Below are 16,997 nucleotides of genomic sequence, written 5' to 3' on the forward strand. Positions count from 1 at the left end.
CTCTCCAATAAAGTTAGTTTGTCTAGCATCTAAAATAAAAATTGACGTTTCACGTTGTTTGTTTCGTTCAGTTTTCAAAGAACTACTTGGTCGCTCATTCGCGACTTCCTTATGTTAACATCTTCATTTTTCAATGTCAACTAAGTTTTTTAATTTCTTTTTTGTCGTTTTCTGCGTTTCCGCATCAGCGACGGTTATTAATATATCATGCAGTATATACAGGGTCAATACTTTTTATAAAAAAATTTCACATCCCGTTAAAAACTTAAAAACCGCTGTGAAAATCATTATAGCGTCCATTCATTCTTGGCTCCCCTCCTATTCATTTCATATCTTATCTCTTTATCAATTTACATGAGAGTGAAAATTCTAAATTTTATGTTATATTATTAGTATAGGAGCGTGGTGAGAATGAGCATTAAGTATTCAAACAAAATCAATAAAATCCGGACCTTTGCATTAAGTTTAGTATTTATCGGCCTCTTCATTGCATACTTAGGTGTCTTTTTCCGCGAAAACATTATTATTATGACAACGTTTATGATGGTTGGCTTTTTAGCTGTTATCGCTAGCACTGTCGTTTACTTTTGGATTGGTATGTTATCTACTAAGACTATCCAAATTATTTGTCCAAGCTGTGATAAGCCAACCAAAATGCTCGGCCGTGTCGATGCATGTATGCACTGCAATCAACCTTTAACACTAGATCGAGATCTAGAAGGAAAAGAATTTGATGAAAAGTATAATAAGAAGAGTTATAAATCATAAGTATCAAGGGAAATACGAATTTGCAACACTACAAACGTTTCAACTCATTAAAAAGTTGATTTCTTAAAAAATCAACTTTTTAATTGTTTTATTAAATTTATTACACCTATTTTTTCGAAATAACAGTAAACATCCCTGTCATATTAGGCGAATAATCTTTAAAATCATATTTTTCGTAGAATGATGTTTTACCTTGCGACGCAAACAAACCAATGAATGCTTTATCTGGAGTATTCCCATTTAAGTATTCTACTAAAGTATTCATTATTTTCTTTCCAATACCATTCTTTTGATAATCTGGATGAACCACTATATCTTGAATATAGAAATAGATAGCCCCATCACCAACAATTCTCCCCATGCCGATGATTTGATTATTATCCTTGACTGTTATACAGTAAATCGAATTTTGAAGTGATATTTCCGCCACCTCAAAGTTCATATAGTTAGTCCATCCCACAGAATCACATAAATATTTATATTCTTCCAATGTTGGAATGTTATTTTTAATCTCATATTTCTTCAAAATGTCCCCTCCAAGAATTCATTTCCACCAATACAAAGTAAATTCGACAAACTTTTATCTAACCCTTCTTACTAACTTAGCACTGTAAATCCCGATTAACCTCACGCTAATCCTTATATAATAAAGAAAGAGGCTGACGTATAGCCGTCAGCCTCTTTCTTTATTATATATTACGCCTTATGACACTCTGGACAAACGCCATAAATTTCTAAGCGATGACTATTGATAACGAAGCCTGTCGTTTTCGCAGCTTCCTCTTCCAGCTTTTCCAAGCCTCCATAAGGAAAATCAACAATCTTACCACATTTTTCGCAAATCACATGATAATGTTGACTTGTAACATAATCAAATCTACTTGAAGCGTCTCCATAAGTTAATTCCTTTACAAGTCCAACCTCTTTAAACACACGTAAGTTATTATAGACAGTTGCAACACTCATATTTGGAAACTTACCTTCTAATGCTTTATAAATATCATCCGCTGTTGGGTGCGTCATTGATTCCACAAGGTACTCTAAAATAGCATGACGCTGTGGAGTAATGCGTACACCCGTATTTTTCAGCATTTCTAGCGCTTCTTTTAATTCTTCTTTGACCACCGTCATGCACCCCGATTCTATACGGATTATTATTTTATAATTCTTATAAAGAGTGTACTCCTTTTCTTATAAATCGTCAATATTTCTACTATAAGTATGTAGTTTATTTTTATATTCAGGACTTGTTTTTATGTATCTTTCCCTTTTTTCTTCATATATTCCATAGAAAAAAGTGCGACATAATCGCACTTGGAATACTATCATCTGAGGAGGTATGCCCTACACTTCCACTTTATGTAAGGCAGTAAAATATGTATAGACACTTGCCTTGTTTCTGCATATTTTATCTCCAATGTAGATTTATTTTATATAAGAAAGAACATCCTCAATATGTCCTTTCACTTTCACTTTACGCCACTCTTTTACAAGTTCACCGTCTTTATTAATAAGGAATGTAGAACGCTCAATTCCCATATACTCTTTCCCAAAGTTCTTTTTTAACTTCCAAACATCGTATAACTCTGCTACTTTATGATCTTCATCTACTAAAAGTGTAAATGGCAATTCATGTTTCTCAATGAATTTCAAATGTCTATTCGCTGAATCAGGACTTACTCCAAGAATAACCGTATCCTTCTCTTGAAATACTCCATACGCATCACGAAAATCACATGCTTCAGTTGTACATCCTGGCGTCATATCTTTCGGATAAAAATAGAGAACTACATTTTTACCGCGGAAATCAGCTAGGCGAACTTCTTCTCCGTTACTTCCCTCTAATGTGAATTCTGGTGCCATTTCTCCTACTGTAATCATAGTTATCACTCCTACTCTTTTCCTTTACTATAACAAATGCTTCCTTATTTTTCATTGTCTATTACAGACCTCATCACAAAAGCAAAAGGGAGTGTATATCCAATTAGCGCTTCTGCGATTGCAATCCATCGCCCAATTCCAATCGGAGATATGTCACCATATCCAACAGACAATAAAGTAACTGCGCTAAAATATAAACAAACTTCGACGAGTTGAAAAGAATGAGCGTTCAAACTTTCTCCGTCCTCTTTCAAAACTGCGAAACCCATTTCCTCTAATACAACGTAACTTAATCCAAATGCGATTAGTACTGTTGTATAGATTAAAAATAATGTGGCCAAATTATAGAGCGAAAAAAAACGCGTTGAATCCGAATAGGAACTCCATAATAATTGGACACTTTTCAAAATAGCGATTGCTGCAATTAATAGAATAAATCCCCATAACATGTCCTCCACCTCATTTTATATGTATGAGGTGGAGAACTGATTTATCCCTTAGAAACGAACAAGCTTCTATAATTAATTACCCGCGCCACGATACCTTTTTACCCCTTGGTTCCAGAGGGTGATTGCAATCGTAAAACAGATAACACCAACAATTGGCGTCGCAAATGCATAACTATTCCATTCTGTTTTTCTTAAAAAGTATGCCGCTGGATATACTCCAACAAACGCAAACGGTAAAACAAACGTTAAAATGAAACGAATTACACGATTATAAATATTAACAGGATAGCGCCCGTAATTACCTATGTTATACATAAGAGGCATAATTGAACTTTTCGCATCCGACCAAAAACCAAGGCTCGCCAGCGTAACAAATATCCCTCCATATACAAGTGCTCCTCCTCCTACCATCAATATAAATAAGAAGAAATCATACCAGTAAAAAGATAATTGTAACTCCACAGCTGCATATCCCATTACAACAATCCCTGTAATAGCTCCAATTAAAGATTCAAGTTCCATTCTTTCTAATATAATTTGAAATAGGCTATGGATCGGCCGCGTTAATACACGATCCATCTCCCCTTTAATAATGTATCGATCATTAAAATCCCATATATTAAAGAAAGCTGAAAAGATGGCAAATGGTACTAAAAAGAAACCATAAATAAAGATTACTTCTTCTCGACTCCATCCCTTCAATGCTTGTGTATGCCCAAATACAACGAGAATAAATATTAAATTAACTGCTTGAAGCGATAAATCAGAAAGTAAACCAACGATAAAATCGCCTCGATACTCCAATTTTGTTTTTATATATTGACTTGCATATTGTAAAAATAAGTTTATATATAGCATCTCATCATCCCCCTTGTACAATTAGACGTTTTCTCGCCGTTCTCCACATGAGTACAATTGGAATAATAAGTACAATCGCCCAAATCACTTGAAATACTAAAGCCTCATACAACTTACTCCCCTGTATACCTTCAGAAAAAATCATACTTGGAATATAACTAATAGCCTGAAACGGTAAAAACATCATTGCTTTTTGGGCCCATAGCGGATAAAAACTAATTGGTAATAATAGACCTGAAAATAAATCAATAACAACGCGTTTTGCATACATAATCCCACTATTATTAAATAGGAAAAACGTAAGCATTCCCGTCATTAAATTAATTTGTGTATTAATAATAAAACTAAATATTAAAGATAAGAAGAAATATAACCAAGTTTGAAAATTTGTTGTAATTTGCAACGAAAATAATAACGTAACGATAACCATGCCTGGAATGGAAAAGAAGGCAAAACGGAATATTCCCTCGCCAAGACCTTGCATAACTTTCATTCCCAAATAGTTATACGGACGAATTAATTCTACAGCCACACGTCCTTCTTGGATCTCCATCGCAATTTCCCTATCTATATTATTAAAATAGAAGGCACGTGCCATCCACGCGATTGCGATATACGTGGTCATTTGCGAAATAGATAAACTTTCAATATTCTCTTTTCCGCTATAAATTGCTTGCCATAAAAAATAGTAAGCACCGATATTAATCGTATAAATTAAAATCCCGCTATAGTAATTTGTACGATACGCAAGCATCATTAAAAAGCGAATTCGAATCATTTCAATATACTTACCCATGCGTAATACCCTCTTCATAAATGTTACGAATAATTTCCTCTGTAGACACTTCGTTAATTTTTAAATCTTTAATTTGAAAGGCTTGTACTACTTTAGAAATAAGCATTGAAATAATAACTTCTTCATTCGGAATTTTTGCAACCCATGCATTTTCCTCTTTTGCTTTCGACCAAACGACATGATTATCTGGCATAACCATTGATAAAGCCTGATAGGAAACTGGTGCAACAAACTGAAAGTGAATTTCCTTCTCCGCTCCCCACTGCGTACGAAGATTATTTAAAGAACCGTCATACATAATATTTCCTTCATCCAGCATGATAACGCGCTCACATAAAGCTTCAATATCAGTAATATCGTGTGTTGTTAATAAAATTGTTGTTTTATAACGTTCATTCATTTCTTTTAAAAATTCACGTATTTTCAATTTCACAAGTACATCTAACCCAATTGTTGGCTCATCTAAAAATAATAACGGTGGATTATGAATTAAGGCTGCCGCTAATTCACAACGCATCCTTTGACCAAGAGATAATTTTCGAACTGGTTTATCTAATAAGGGCCCTATATCTAACGTTTCAATTACGTGCTCCATATGCTCCTTATACTGAGCGTCTGATACACCATACACTTTCTTTAATAAACGAAACGATTCTTGTACTGCAATATCCCACCAAAGTTGCGAACGCTGTCCAAAAACAACACCAATTGTTCTTACAAATTCTTCTCTTTGTTTATGTGGGTTCATTCCATTTACTGTGATTTGCCCTGATGTCGGAGTTAAAATCCCCGTAAGCATTTTAATTGTTGTTGATTTACCAGCACCGTTCTCACCGATATAACCAACCATTTCACCTTGCTTTACAGTAAAAGATACATCATTTACTGCTGGTACTATTTTATAATTACGATTTAATAAATCGCGAAATGCACCCTTTAAGCCCGGACGACTTGAATAGGCTGTAAACTCTTTACGTAACCCTTGTACCTCAATTACCGATTTCATAATCGGACCCCCCTCCTAAATGTCACAACGAATAGTTTACCCAACTGCCTTCGCTATCACAAACAATACGTCTTTTCGAAAAACATGTTAGAATAATACATAGATTTTTGTAAGGAGATGAATTGTAGTGAATTTCACAAAGTCAGAAGCATTACATAAAGAAGCTTTAGAGCATATCGTTGGCGGTGTTAACAGTCCTTCTCGTTCTTTTAAAGCAGTTGGCGGCGGCGCTCCTGTTGCTATGGAACGTGGGAAAGGCGCTTATTTCTGGGATGTAGACGGAAATAAATATATCGATTATTTAGCAGCATACGGTCCTATTATTACTGGACATGCTCATCCGCATATAACAAAAGCAATTACAACAGCTGCTGAAAATGGGGTACTTTATGGAACACCAACAGCGCTAGAGGTAAAATTCGCAAAAATGTTAAAAGAAGCAATGCCTGCATTAGATAAAGTCCGTTTCGTAAACTCTGGTACAGAAGCAGTGATGACAACGATTCGTGTTGCTCGTGCTTATACAGGTCGCACAAAAATCATGAAATTTGCTGGTTGTTACCACGGTCATTCTGATTTAGTACTTGTGGCAGCTGGATCTGGCCCTTCTACTTTAGGAACTCCTGACTCAGCTGGCGTACCACAAAGTATCGCACAAGAAGTTATTACCGTTCCATTTAACAATGTAGAAACTTTAAAAGAAGCTTTAGATAAATGGGGTCATGAAGTAGCAGCTATCCTTGTAGAACCGATCGTTGGAAACTTCGGTATTGTAGAGCCTAAACCTGGATTCCTTGAAAAAGTGAATGAACTTGTTCACGAAGCTGGCGCACTAGTAATTTATGATGAAGTTATTACTGCTTTCCGCTTTATGTACGGCGGTGCTCAAGACTTACTTGGTGTTACACCTGACTTAACAGCGCTTGGTAAAGTTATTGGCGGTGGCTTACCAATCGGTGCTTACGGTGGTAAGAAAGAAATTATGGAACAAGTTGCTCCGCTTGGACCTGCATACCAAGCTGGTACAATGGCAGGAAACCCTGCTTCTATGGCATCAGGTATCGCTTGTCTAGAAGTACTTCAACAAGAAGGGCTTTATGAGAAATTAGATGAACTTGGTGCAATGCTTGAAAAAGGAATTTTAGAGCAAGCAGCGAAACATAATATCGACATTACATTAAATCGTCTAAAAGGGGCTTTAACTGTATACTTCACAACTAATACAATTGAAGATTACGATGCCGCACAAGATACAGACGGTGAAATGTTCGGTAAATTCTTCAAGCTTATGCTTCAAGAAGGAGTTAACTTAGCACCTTCTAAATACGAGGCATGGTTCTTAACTACAGAACATACAAAAGAAGATATTGAATATACAATCGAAGCTGTCGGCAGAGCATTTGCTGCCCTAGCAGACAATAAATAATCCCGTCATTAAAAGGAAAAAAGAAAGCTCACCTTTCTTTTTTCCTTTTTTCTATTTCATAAATTACGTATTAATAGTATAATTATTCATAATTATCTGTTTTATATTCTTTTACAGCATTACTATCTCTGTGTACAAGGTGATTTGCGCCTTAAATAGTAAGATTATTCTAACTTTTACAAGAGGGGGGATTGACGGATGCTCAATAAAAAAAATACATGGACACCGTCTTTATTTCGAGATTATAGAAATGCAGAACATGATGCGTGTGGAATCGTTTCCGTTATGGAGAAACGAAAAATTGCTACAAAAGAAAACATTGACCTTTGCATACAATCACTCGTCAAAATGAATCATAGAGCTGGTTTCATTAATGGCGAGGGCGATGGCATCGGCATTCACATTGATATACCAAAAACACTTTGGAATGAAAAACTAAAAAGTAGCGGATATAATCCAACGATTGTGGATCATCCCCACTTTATCGTTGGACATTTTTTTCTAAATAAAAAAGAAAACATTACTGCCTTAAAAGATTATATTCGTACGCAATTAAACAACAAAAACTTTACTATTATTTTCGAAAGTGACGATGCAACAAACTCAGATGCGCTCGGTCCACTTGGTAAACAAGAAGAACCTTTATTTTGGCAAGTTGCCCTTATCGCAGAAAACGAAATTATAAATATTGAGCAAACATTATTTTCTGTCACAATAAAAATAGAGGAAAACGAAGCAATTCATGTTGCTTCATTAAGTCATGATCATGTTGTATATAAAGTTCTAGGTGCTGGTGATACGCTTGTTGCCTACTATAATGATTTACAACATCCGCTTATCGCTTCAACTATGACATTAGGACATAACCGCTACTCTACTAATACATTATCTAATTTTTTTCGTGTACAACCATTTAGCATTCTCGGACATAATGGTGAAATTAACACAATTGCGAAATTACGCGATCAAGCTGAAATGATTGATGTACCACTTACTGCAGGAGGCAGTGACTCTCAAGATTTAAACCGCACCTTAGAAACCCTACTTGTTCAATACGGCTACAGCTTATTTGAAGCAATGGAAATTCTATTCCCACCAATTATTAATGAAATTAAACTTTATGAAACACCTTTACAAGATTTATATACGTATATACGTGAAGCATGGGGACATTTTGCACAAGGACCAGCTGGCATCATTTCCCGTTTTAAAGATGAAGCTGTTTTCAGCGTTGATTCCCTTGGATTACGCCCAGTATGGAAAGTAGAGACAGAGAGCTCTTATATTTTCTCTTCTGAACCTGGAGTTGTATCACCAACTAAATATGTAGCAGAACCAAAACCACTCGCTCCTGGAGAAAAAGTCGGATTAAAATGGAATGAACAAGATGAACTTGTTCTTTATGAATATGACAAATATCAAATCCAAGTATATAACCGTTTTAAAAAGCGAATTGATACTACCAATTACCATTTAAATTTATCTATCCCTGAAACGAAAAAAATCCAAGGGCTATGTGATTCTGTTCAAGTTGAAACGAAAGAATACGTCGCTTTCGGATGGGACCGAGAACATATTCAACTTCTTGAACAGATGGCAACAAAAGGCGTTGAGCCAATACGCTCACTTGGGCATGACTCACCACTTGCCGCACTCGATACTGATAGACGAAATATCGCTGACTTTATTAAAGAAAGTGTAGCTGTTGTTACAAACCCTGCAATTGACCGTGACCGTGAAATTGAACACTTCTCTACACGTACTGTACTTGGAGAGCGTCCAAGTTTATTAAGCGGCGCAAAACGGCCATTTGTAGTTGAAATGCTTTCACCAATTATTTTAGAAGGCAGCGTGGCACAACCTATTGCAGAGGAATTACACACAATTACGTACGAACAACTCATAGAGCTATTTAAGACTCATAACTCTATCGCCACAATCTCTGCTACATTCAGCTCGTCAGAAACTCTGCAATGCGCATTAAGCCGCATTAGTTCTGAAGCGATAGCTGCTGTTAACAATGGCGCTTCCCTACTAGTATTAGATGACGCAAAAGCCCATCTAAATGAACGATTGTGGATTGATCCACATTTAGTTACTGCTAAAGTACATCAAGCATTAAGTGAAAATAAATTACGCCGCAATTGTTCTCTCGTTATACGTTCTGGTGCTCTTCGCTCCTTACATGACATTGTCACGCTATATGGATTAGGAGCAGATGGTATTAATCCATATTTATTATTCGCGACTGTAAATGATGGAACAAAAACACCAATTACGAATCTATATAATGCACTTAATAAAGGATTAGAAAAAGTCATTTCAACAATTGGAATTCATGAGTTACGTGGTTACGGACGTCTCTATTCATCTATTGGATTACATGAAGAAATCGCAAATATATTACAGATTACAAATTTCTTCGGTTCAAATGATTTAGCCTTTTCACTTGAATCACTTGTTGAAGATGCAAAAATACGAGCAGAGGATTATAACAATCCTAAAATTAGAATGCGAAAATCATTTCATATATTCCCGCGAATTTGGAAAGCAATCGGCGATGTTGCAAAAGGAAATTCTTATGATGATTACCGTGACAAGTTAAGTGAACTAGAAGAGAATAATCCCATCGCAATCAGACACCTTGTTCAAACGAAACAAACAAAACATATCGTTCCAACTGAAGAAGTATCTATCGGCATTAAAAACCATGATTTTCCATTTATTATTAGTTCTATGTCATTTGGTTCTCAAAACGAAATTGCCTTTCGCGCATATGCAGAAGCGGCCGATCAGCTAAATATGATTAGCTTGAACGGTGAAGGCGGCGAAATTAAAGATATGATTGGAAAATATCCACATACACGTGGACAACAAGTGGCATCTGGGCGATTTGGAGTAAATGCCGAACTACTAAACTCATCGAACTTAATTGAAATCAAAATCGGTCAAGGCGCAAAGCCTGGGGAAGGTGGGCATTTACCTGGTTCAAAAGTAACAGCCAAAATCGCTGAAGCACGTAATGCGACAATTGGCTCAGATTTAATTTCACCTTCTAATAACCATGATATTTATTCAATTGAAGATTTAGCTCAAATGATTACGGAAATTAAAACAGCTAATCAACTTGCCAAAGTAGCCGTGAAAGTCCCTGTCGTTCCTAATATCGGAACAATTGCTGTCGGTATCGCCAAAGCTGGTGCTGATTTTATTAACATTAGCGGATTCGATGGCGGAACAGGTGCTGCACGTATTCACGCCTTGCAACATGTAGGTCTTCCTGTAGAAATTGGTGTTAAAGCCGCTCACAACGCTTTATTAGAAGCGAGCATGAGACATAAAGTAGAGATTTGGGCAGATGGTGGTATTCGAAGTGTAAATGATGCCTTGAAAATCATGCTTCTCGGAGCAAACCGTATTGGATTTGGCACACTATCAATGATTGCAATCGGCTGTACTACTTGCCGTGGATGTCATCTAGATACTTGCCATGTCGGAATTGCGACACAAATCGAGTCTGAAGCACAAGCAAAGGAACATGGGTTACGCCGCTTCGTCCCACGCGAATTAGAAAGCGCAGTTACTGGCCTGCTAAATTTATTCACCTCTTTCGGTATAGAACTAAAACGATTAACAGGACAGCTTGGTTATACAAATTTACAAGCAATTGTTGGGCGTTCTGATTTATTAGAGCAAGTTCGAGGCGAAAATTTATTAAACTTACGTAATTTACTACAAATAATAGAACATCCATCTGTTACAACAACAGAAGGCGTACCGGAAAAACAATTTAAGACAGTTCATTCCGCTGACTCAAAAGAATTGGTAGGCGTTGGTGTAGAGCAACGCGTTATGGGTGGTCTAGAATCATGTTATCGCGTTCGCAGTAAACTATATGAAGCTACTCAACTTGAACCACTTACATTAAAGTATACGAATGGTTCTATTCCCGGAAATGGGTTAGGTGCTTACAATAGTGAAAATTTATTTATACACGTAAATGGCGGCGCACAAGATGGCATTGGTAAAACTTCCTTTGGTGGTGGGATTTATATAACGAAATCAAAAGGAAAAGACGGAGTATATTATAACGGTTCTGTCGGAAAAGGATTTGGATATGGTGCACAAAAAGGGGCACTATACGTACAAGGGAACGCTGATGCTCGCGCTGGCATTCGCCTTTCTGGGGCAGACATGATAATTGGAGGTAGAATAACAAAACCACTCCGTGAAAAAGAGCAAGGAAATATAGGTGCATACTCCAATATTAAAGGTTTTGCTTTTGAATATATGACAAACGGGCGAGCGCTTGTTTTAGGTGACCCTGGTCCATGGATTTGCGCTGGCATGACTGGCGGTGTTGTTTATTTGCGTCGTGATTCAAACTTAGGCTTAACAGAACAGGCCTTAAAAAGAAGAATCGCAAAAGGCGCAAATGTTACATTACAACCAATTAGTAAAAATGGTTTGAAAGATGTAACTGAATTATTGCTAGACTATATTCGTGTACTAAACGAGCACGAGCAATATGAGGAAGTTGCTTTGTTAACACCATTATTAGATGATATACAGAACAAGTTTTTTGAGATTATCCCGAAAAAAGAACAGGCAGATCCATCTATCTCAACAGAGTAAAATGAGTAATTTTCATTATTAAGAAAAAATTGACGAAGTACGCTTCTCATAGTAATCTATAGTAACAATTTGAGACCTGCTGAAATTCAGCAGGTTTTTTTACTAAAAACTGATGTTTAAAAGGAATTAGGAAAAATTATAAAGTGAAACTTTAATTAGCCTACACCAATCGGACGTTTACCGGCATCCAGCTTCTGAATTTTGAGGCGTGAATCTTACTACTCACAATTAGCGGGATAAAATGAACACTAATTTCTTTTAACGTCACTAAAATATCACTTGCTAACATATTGTAATGAATGTATAGTATCATGTTGTACATTCATTATGACAAGAGAAAGGATCTTATTAAGGGTATGAAACTTGGTGCTCGCATTTTAAAAACGGGTATTGCCATCACGTTAGCTTTATTTGCTTGTATTTTACTTCAATTACCGAGTCCGGTATTTGCGGGAATTTCAGCTATCTTTGCTGTTCAACCGTCTGTATACCGTTCTTATTTAACAGCACTTGAACAAATTCAAGCAAATGTAATTGGTGCGATATTTGCTATCGCATTTGCTACTGCTTTTGGACATAATCCTTTTATTATTGGATTAACATGTATATTAGTAATTGCTCTTACATTACAATTACGATTAGAAAACACAATATCAATTGCTTTAGTAACAGTTATCGCCATTATGGAGTATCAAGGCGAAGATTTCTTTAGTTTTGCCTTACTTCGATTTGCGACGATTATGATTGGTATTATTGCGGCTTCACTTGTAAATTTAGTATTTATGCCGCCAAAATATGAAACAAAACTTTATCATCGTATCGTTGATAATACAGAAGAAATTGTAAAATGGATTCGAATGAATAGCAGGCAGGCTTCTGATTTTACAACGCTAAAAACTGATATTGATCGTATGAAAGAAAAAATGATCAAACTAAACCATTACTATTTGCTGTATAAAGAAGAAAGAAGCTACACGAAAAAAGTAAAGTTCGCAAAAATTCGTAAGCTCGTTTTATTCAGACAAATGTTAGCGACAACAAGCCGTGCTTTAAGTACGTTAAAATCATTACACCGTACTGAAAATGAACTGCGCTATATGCCGGAAGAATTTCAGGAATCTATCCAAAACGAACTTGACTCATTAACGCATTATCATGAACAAGTTTTATTAAAATTTATTGGTAAAGCAAAAAAACAACAATCAGTCGAAATGCTTGATGAAGTTGAAACAGGTAAACAAGAATTAATTGATATCTTTATGGAATATCAAAATAAAGACGATGAAGAAGCATATAAAACATGGTTACATCTCTTCCCTCTTATTTCTTCCATCATTAACTATAGTGAAGAAGTAGAGCATTTAGATTTGCTTGTAGATAGCTTCTACACATACCATAAACCAGAAAAAGAACTCCAAATCGATGATAAAAAAGAAGACGAATAAAAAAACAGCTCCTTTTATGCTAAAGGAGCTGTTTCTGTTATATGTTGAAGTTGATATAAATTGTAATAAAATCCTCTTTTTTGCATTAACTCTTCATGAGAACCAGTCTCTTTAATCTCACCGTCTTCAATGTAAATAATCGTATCAACATGCGTAATCGTCGCTAATCGATGTGCAATTATAATCGTTGTCCGGTCAGCAGCTAACGTCTGAAGCGCCTCTTGAATATACCTTTCATTTTCTAAATCTAATGCTGAAGTTGCTTCATCTAATATAAGTACCGAAGGATTCTTTAGAAACACTCGTGCAATTGCCACGCGTTGTCTTTGCCCGCCCGATAGCTTCACACCACGTTCTCCAACGACAGTATTATAACCATCTGGTAAGTCTATAATAAAATCATGAATTTGCGCAGCTTTAGCAGCTGCAATCACCTCTTTCTCTGTAGCCTTCGGATTTCCATATAAAATATTAGCTCCAATTGTATCGCTAAACAATAAATTATCTTGCAGTACAATTCCAATATGACTACGCAAATTTCTCATATTATACTTTCTTACATCTATGCCATCTACATAAACCGTGCCTTCAGAAACATCATAGAAACGCGGGATCAAACTAGCAAGAGATGACTTTCCTCCCCCACTTGCTCCTACAAGCGCTACTTTCTCTCCAGGCTGCATAGTTAATGACAAGTTGTGTAATATCTCTTTTTCATCTACATTATAACGAAAAGAAACATTGTCAAATACAATTTCTCCATTTAATTTTTTCGTTTGTACCGCATTTGGTACATTAACAATATCGTATTTTTCATCTAACAGTTCAAACACACGGTCCATCGATGCAAAAGATTGTGTTAATGTTGTAGATGAATTAACAAGGCGGCGAAGCGGACTATATAAACTATCCATATATCCAACAAAAGCTACCATTGTTCCTAGCGTTAACTGCCCTTGAATTACTTCATATGCTGCAAAACCAATCACAAGTAACGGACCTAAATCGGTTAACGTGTTTACTGCCGAAAATGTTCTTGCCGTCCAACTTGTATGGGTTAATGCTTTCGTTAAAAATTCATTATTTCTTTTTTCAAACTGCTTCCCCTCATACTCTTCTAACGCAAAGCTACGTGTCACTTGCATTCCTTGAATACGTTCATGCAAATACCCTTGCATCGTCGCTAACGCTTGTGAACGCTCTTTCGTCAATTTCCGAAGACGTCCGAAAAAATATTTCACTGCAATTACATAAATAGGTAAAATCAATAAAGCAACAAATGTTAATTTTATATTCATAGAAAACATAACAATGATAGCAATAGCAATTGTTGCAGTATCTAACCAGACGTTCATCAAACCAGTAATTACAAAATCTTTCGTTTGTTCTACATCATGGATGACACGCGAAATAATCTCCCCTGTTTTTGTATTGGAGTAATAACGTAAACTTAACTTTTGTAAGTGACCGAAAATATGCTTCCGCAAATCATACAGTATTGTATTTGCGATACGTTGGGCGAAATATTGACGATAATATTCAATCGGTGGTCTTAATACCGCAAAAATAAAGAAAGCAATTCCAATCGCTGTTATTAATTGAGATGTTTTATCTTGAAGTGAGCCAGCGCCTTGAATTACATCATCGATAATATACTTTAATAACCACGGCATAATAAGTGGGATACCGAACTTAACTAGTCCAATAATAATTGTAATAGCAATAAGCCATCGATATGGTTTAACAAATTGTAAATATCTTTTTATGCCTTGCACATAATCCCCCCTCTAATAGGACAAACCTGCCGGGAAGCCCCCTGCAGGTTTGTTTTAATTTCTGTACATTAAATATCGTTCATACCACATATCTACGAAATCTGGTGCAAATGGACCTTTTCTTTGATGAATCCACTGTGTTAAATGTGCTACATTTCGTTTTAAAATTGTATCAATAACAGGTGGATACTGCATAATTTCACTATGTTTTTCATACTCATCTTCATCTAGAAGCGTATATGTCATATCTGGATATACTTTAATATCTAAATCATAATCAATATACTTTAATGCTTCAGGATCATACGCAAAAGGTGAGCTTAAATTACAATAATAATATACGCCATCTTCCCTAAGCATCCCAATCACATTAAACCAATAGTTGGCATGAAAATAACAAATTGCTGGTTCACGAGTAATCCATGTTCGGCCATCCGATTCTGTAACTACTGTACGATCATTCGCTCCGATTACAAGACTCTGTGTCCCTTTTAAAATTGTTGTTTCTTCCCACATTCTATGAATGGAGCCATTATGTTTATAACTATGTATTTGTACTTTTTCTCCTTCTTTGGGAAATCCCATATATGCTCCCTTCTTTCAACTGCAAATGCCCTTTGAACGGCATTCACTTTTTTTCTATTATAACTTTTTTGTCGAAATTTTAAAACTAAAGGGATAAGACTCTATTTTTCAAACTGAATATGCAGGAGGTTTATCGTTGAATACTATGCCCCACCACTTCTTAGGAGATAAAAGGATTGTACTGTATTATTTATAAGCGAGGACATGTAATAGAAAAAGCCCTTCTCTATTTCCATACAAAGAAGGACTTTTCACCTAAAGATAACAATATATCTTATCCTAAATTTGAAATCATTTTTTCAGTTGCAAAAGATTGGATTACACTATTCGTTTGTTCTTCAAATTTCTCATGTAACATCTTCAACGCTACTTCTGTTCTATATATTTCCTGGCGGATAAAATGCAGTTCTTTTTTATCGCACGTATCTTTTTCATTCATTTCAATTTGTTGATACTTCTCTAGATGTGCTTGTAACTTTAACAACTCATCCATCGTTTCTAATTGCTCCCCTACCAACTTATCAAAATCGTTCATTACTTACCCCCTTTTGGACTTATTCATCAGTTATTATTCCTAATTACATAATTCTAATTGTTAACTTCCTTCTCCTTTGACTACATTTGTTGACTTATTAGAAGTTATGTCGTTCGCTTTCTTTTCATTACAACGATCCACGCAAAAAGAAAACACTTCTCCCGAATTAGAGAAGTGTTTTTCTTTCATTACTGATTTGAGCTAGAATATTGTGATTGTTTTGCAGCTGACTTAGCATTTTGTTTTTTCACAGAATGCACGTCTGTTTCAGTTGCAAATTCTGTACCATAACTAGCGTTTGCACTTTGTGCACCAGAAGCTTGTGCTTTCTTTGCTTCTGATTGTGCGTTTGCTTGTTTTACAGCTTGTACATCTGTTTCAGTTGAAAACTCTGTACCATAACTAGCATTTGTACTTTGAATGCTAGCACCAGAAGTTGCTTTGTTATAACCTTGTTGTTTTTTACTCATCTTTCTCACCTCCACAATCAATAATGTAACCAATTCACTTAGAAGCTATCCGTAATTTTCTTTTTTAAAATTTCCGCATATAACTTTTGTTACTCATTCAAACTATAGAAAATGGAGGTGTAAATATGTATATAGGACGCGATATGACTGAACTAACGATGATTTCAAAAAATGAATGGAAAGAAGATGAATTAGCTTATTTTCATCACTCACTACAACAGGTTCTGCCTTATTTAAATATAGAAGGGCAAAGTATTTACAAAGAAATTGTAGTAGAAATCGAATCAAGAGGCGGCTTACAAGAAGGTGAAGCTAGTTGGACTCATGGGACAAAAATTTCTTACGATTAAAAAAGTGTTCCCTAGATT

General features: G+C 35.7%; 16 protein-coding genes. 5 read left to right on the top strand and 11 right to left on the bottom strand.

Annotated elements, in window-relative coordinates; translation table 11 throughout:
* Positions 1-411: 411 nt before the first annotated feature.
* Entirely contained in the window at positions 412-768 is a 357-nt protein-coding gene (locus tag MR107_RS19390; protein ID WP_000025058.1) for a YgzB family protein, read from the top strand.
* Between the two features lie 106 nt (positions 769-874).
* Here MR107_RS19390 and MR107_RS19395 read toward each other — a convergent pair whose 3' ends face one another.
* The 7 genes from MR107_RS19395 to MR107_RS19425 all read right to left on the bottom strand — a co-directional run bounded on the left by MR107_RS19395 (position 875) and on the right by MR107_RS19425 (position 5,758).
* Entirely contained in the window at positions 875-1,294 is a 420-nt protein-coding gene (locus MR107_RS19395) for a GNAT family N-acetyltransferase (protein WP_000759735.1), read from the bottom strand.
* A 170-nt stretch (positions 1,295-1,464) separates the two neighbouring features.
* Complete coding sequence (gene perR, locus MR107_RS19400; protein ID WP_000237829.1) at positions 1,465-1,893, bottom strand: peroxide-responsive transcriptional repressor PerR; 429 nt, start codon at positions 1,891-1,893, stop codon at positions 1,465-1,467.
* A gap of 300 nt (positions 1,894-2,193) precedes the next feature.
* The gene (bcp, locus tag MR107_RS19405; protein WP_000633710.1) at positions 2,194-2,649 is read right to left on the bottom strand and encodes a thioredoxin-dependent thiol peroxidase; all 456 of its coding nucleotides are present in this window, start codon (positions 2,647-2,649) and stop codon (positions 2,194-2,196) included.
* A gap of 44 nt (positions 2,650-2,693) precedes the next feature.
* Positions 2,694-3,098, bottom strand: a complete 405-nt coding sequence (locus MR107_RS19410; protein ID WP_000964343.1) for a potassium channel family protein — start codon at positions 3,096-3,098, stop codon at positions 2,694-2,696.
* 72 nt (positions 3,099-3,170) lie between these two features.
* Positions 3,171-3,956 carry an ABC transporter permease gene (locus MR107_RS19415; RefSeq protein ID WP_000965773.1) on the bottom strand — a complete coding sequence of 262 codons (786 nt, stop codon included), beginning with the start codon at positions 3,954-3,956 and terminating at the stop codon, positions 3,171-3,173.
* Between the two features lie 4 nt (positions 3,957-3,960).
* The gene (locus MR107_RS19420; RefSeq protein ID WP_000521519.1) at positions 3,961-4,752 is read right to left on the bottom strand and encodes an ABC transporter permease; all 792 of its coding nucleotides are present in this window, start codon (positions 4,750-4,752) and stop codon (positions 3,961-3,963) included.
* Complete coding sequence (locus tag MR107_RS19425) at positions 4,745-5,758, bottom strand: ABC transporter ATP-binding protein (RefSeq protein WP_000843655.1); 1,014 nt, start codon at positions 5,756-5,758, stop codon at positions 4,745-4,747. The genes MR107_RS19420 and MR107_RS19425 overlap by 8 nt, the downstream gene beginning before the upstream one ends.
* A 127-nt stretch (positions 5,759-5,885) precedes the next feature.
* On the opposite strand from MR107_RS19425, the gene hemL reads away from it, so the two are divergent.
* The 3 genes from hemL to MR107_RS19440 all read left to right on the top strand — a co-directional run bounded on the left by hemL (position 5,886) and on the right by MR107_RS19440 (position 13,264).
* Positions 5,886-7,184: a glutamate-1-semialdehyde-2,1-aminomutase gene (hemL, locus tag MR107_RS19430; protein WP_001011863.1), complete on the top strand. Its 1,299-nt coding sequence runs from the start codon at positions 5,886-5,888 to the stop codon at positions 7,182-7,184.
* 198 nt (positions 7,185-7,382) lie between these two features.
* Positions 7,383-11,819, top strand: coding sequence for a glutamate synthase-related protein (locus MR107_RS19435; RefSeq protein ID WP_242292614.1), 4,437 nt, complete (start codon positions 7,383-7,385; stop codon positions 11,817-11,819).
* A gap of 356 nt (positions 11,820-12,175) precedes the next feature.
* Positions 12,176-13,264, top strand: coding sequence for an aromatic acid exporter family protein (locus tag MR107_RS19440; protein WP_000765787.1), 1,089 nt, complete (start codon positions 12,176-12,178; stop codon positions 13,262-13,264).
* A 14-nt stretch (positions 13,265-13,278) separates the two neighbouring features.
* Here the strand turns inward: MR107_RS19440 and MR107_RS19445 are convergent, their stop codons facing one another.
* The 4 genes from MR107_RS19445 to MR107_RS19460 form a co-directional block, all read right to left on the bottom strand.
* Complete coding sequence (locus tag MR107_RS19445) at positions 13,279-15,039, bottom strand: ABC transporter ATP-binding protein (protein WP_001161599.1); 1,761 nt, start codon at positions 15,037-15,039, stop codon at positions 13,279-13,281.
* 54 nt (positions 15,040-15,093) lie between these two features.
* Complete coding sequence (gene ntdP, locus MR107_RS19450; RefSeq protein WP_000506622.1) at positions 15,094-15,624, bottom strand: nucleoside tri-diphosphate phosphatase; 531 nt, start codon at positions 15,622-15,624, stop codon at positions 15,094-15,096.
* A 274-nt stretch (positions 15,625-15,898) separates the two neighbouring features.
* Entirely contained in the window at positions 15,899-16,159 is a 261-nt protein-coding gene (locus tag MR107_RS19455) for a YgaB family protein (protein WP_000997575.1), read from the bottom strand.
* 188 nt (positions 16,160-16,347) lie between these two features.
* Positions 16,348-16,629: a gamma-type small acid-soluble spore protein gene (locus MR107_RS19460; RefSeq protein ID WP_242292615.1), complete on the bottom strand. Its 282-nt coding sequence runs from the start codon at positions 16,627-16,629 to the stop codon at positions 16,348-16,350.
* A 125-nt stretch (positions 16,630-16,754) separates the two neighbouring features.
* Here MR107_RS19460 and MR107_RS19465 point away from each other — a divergent pair, with 125 nt between their 5' ends.
* A complete protein-coding gene (locus MR107_RS19465) occupies positions 16,755-16,979 on the top strand; it encodes a hypothetical protein (protein ID WP_242245525.1) in 225 nt (74 codons plus the stop codon).
* The last annotated feature ends 18 nt before the right edge of the window (positions 16,980-16,997 follow it).

This window comes from Bacillus cereus group sp. BfR-BA-01441 (assembly GCF_022663075.1).
Classification (GTDB): Bacteria; Bacillota; Bacilli; order Bacillales; family Bacillaceae_G; genus Bacillus_A; species Bacillus_A cereus.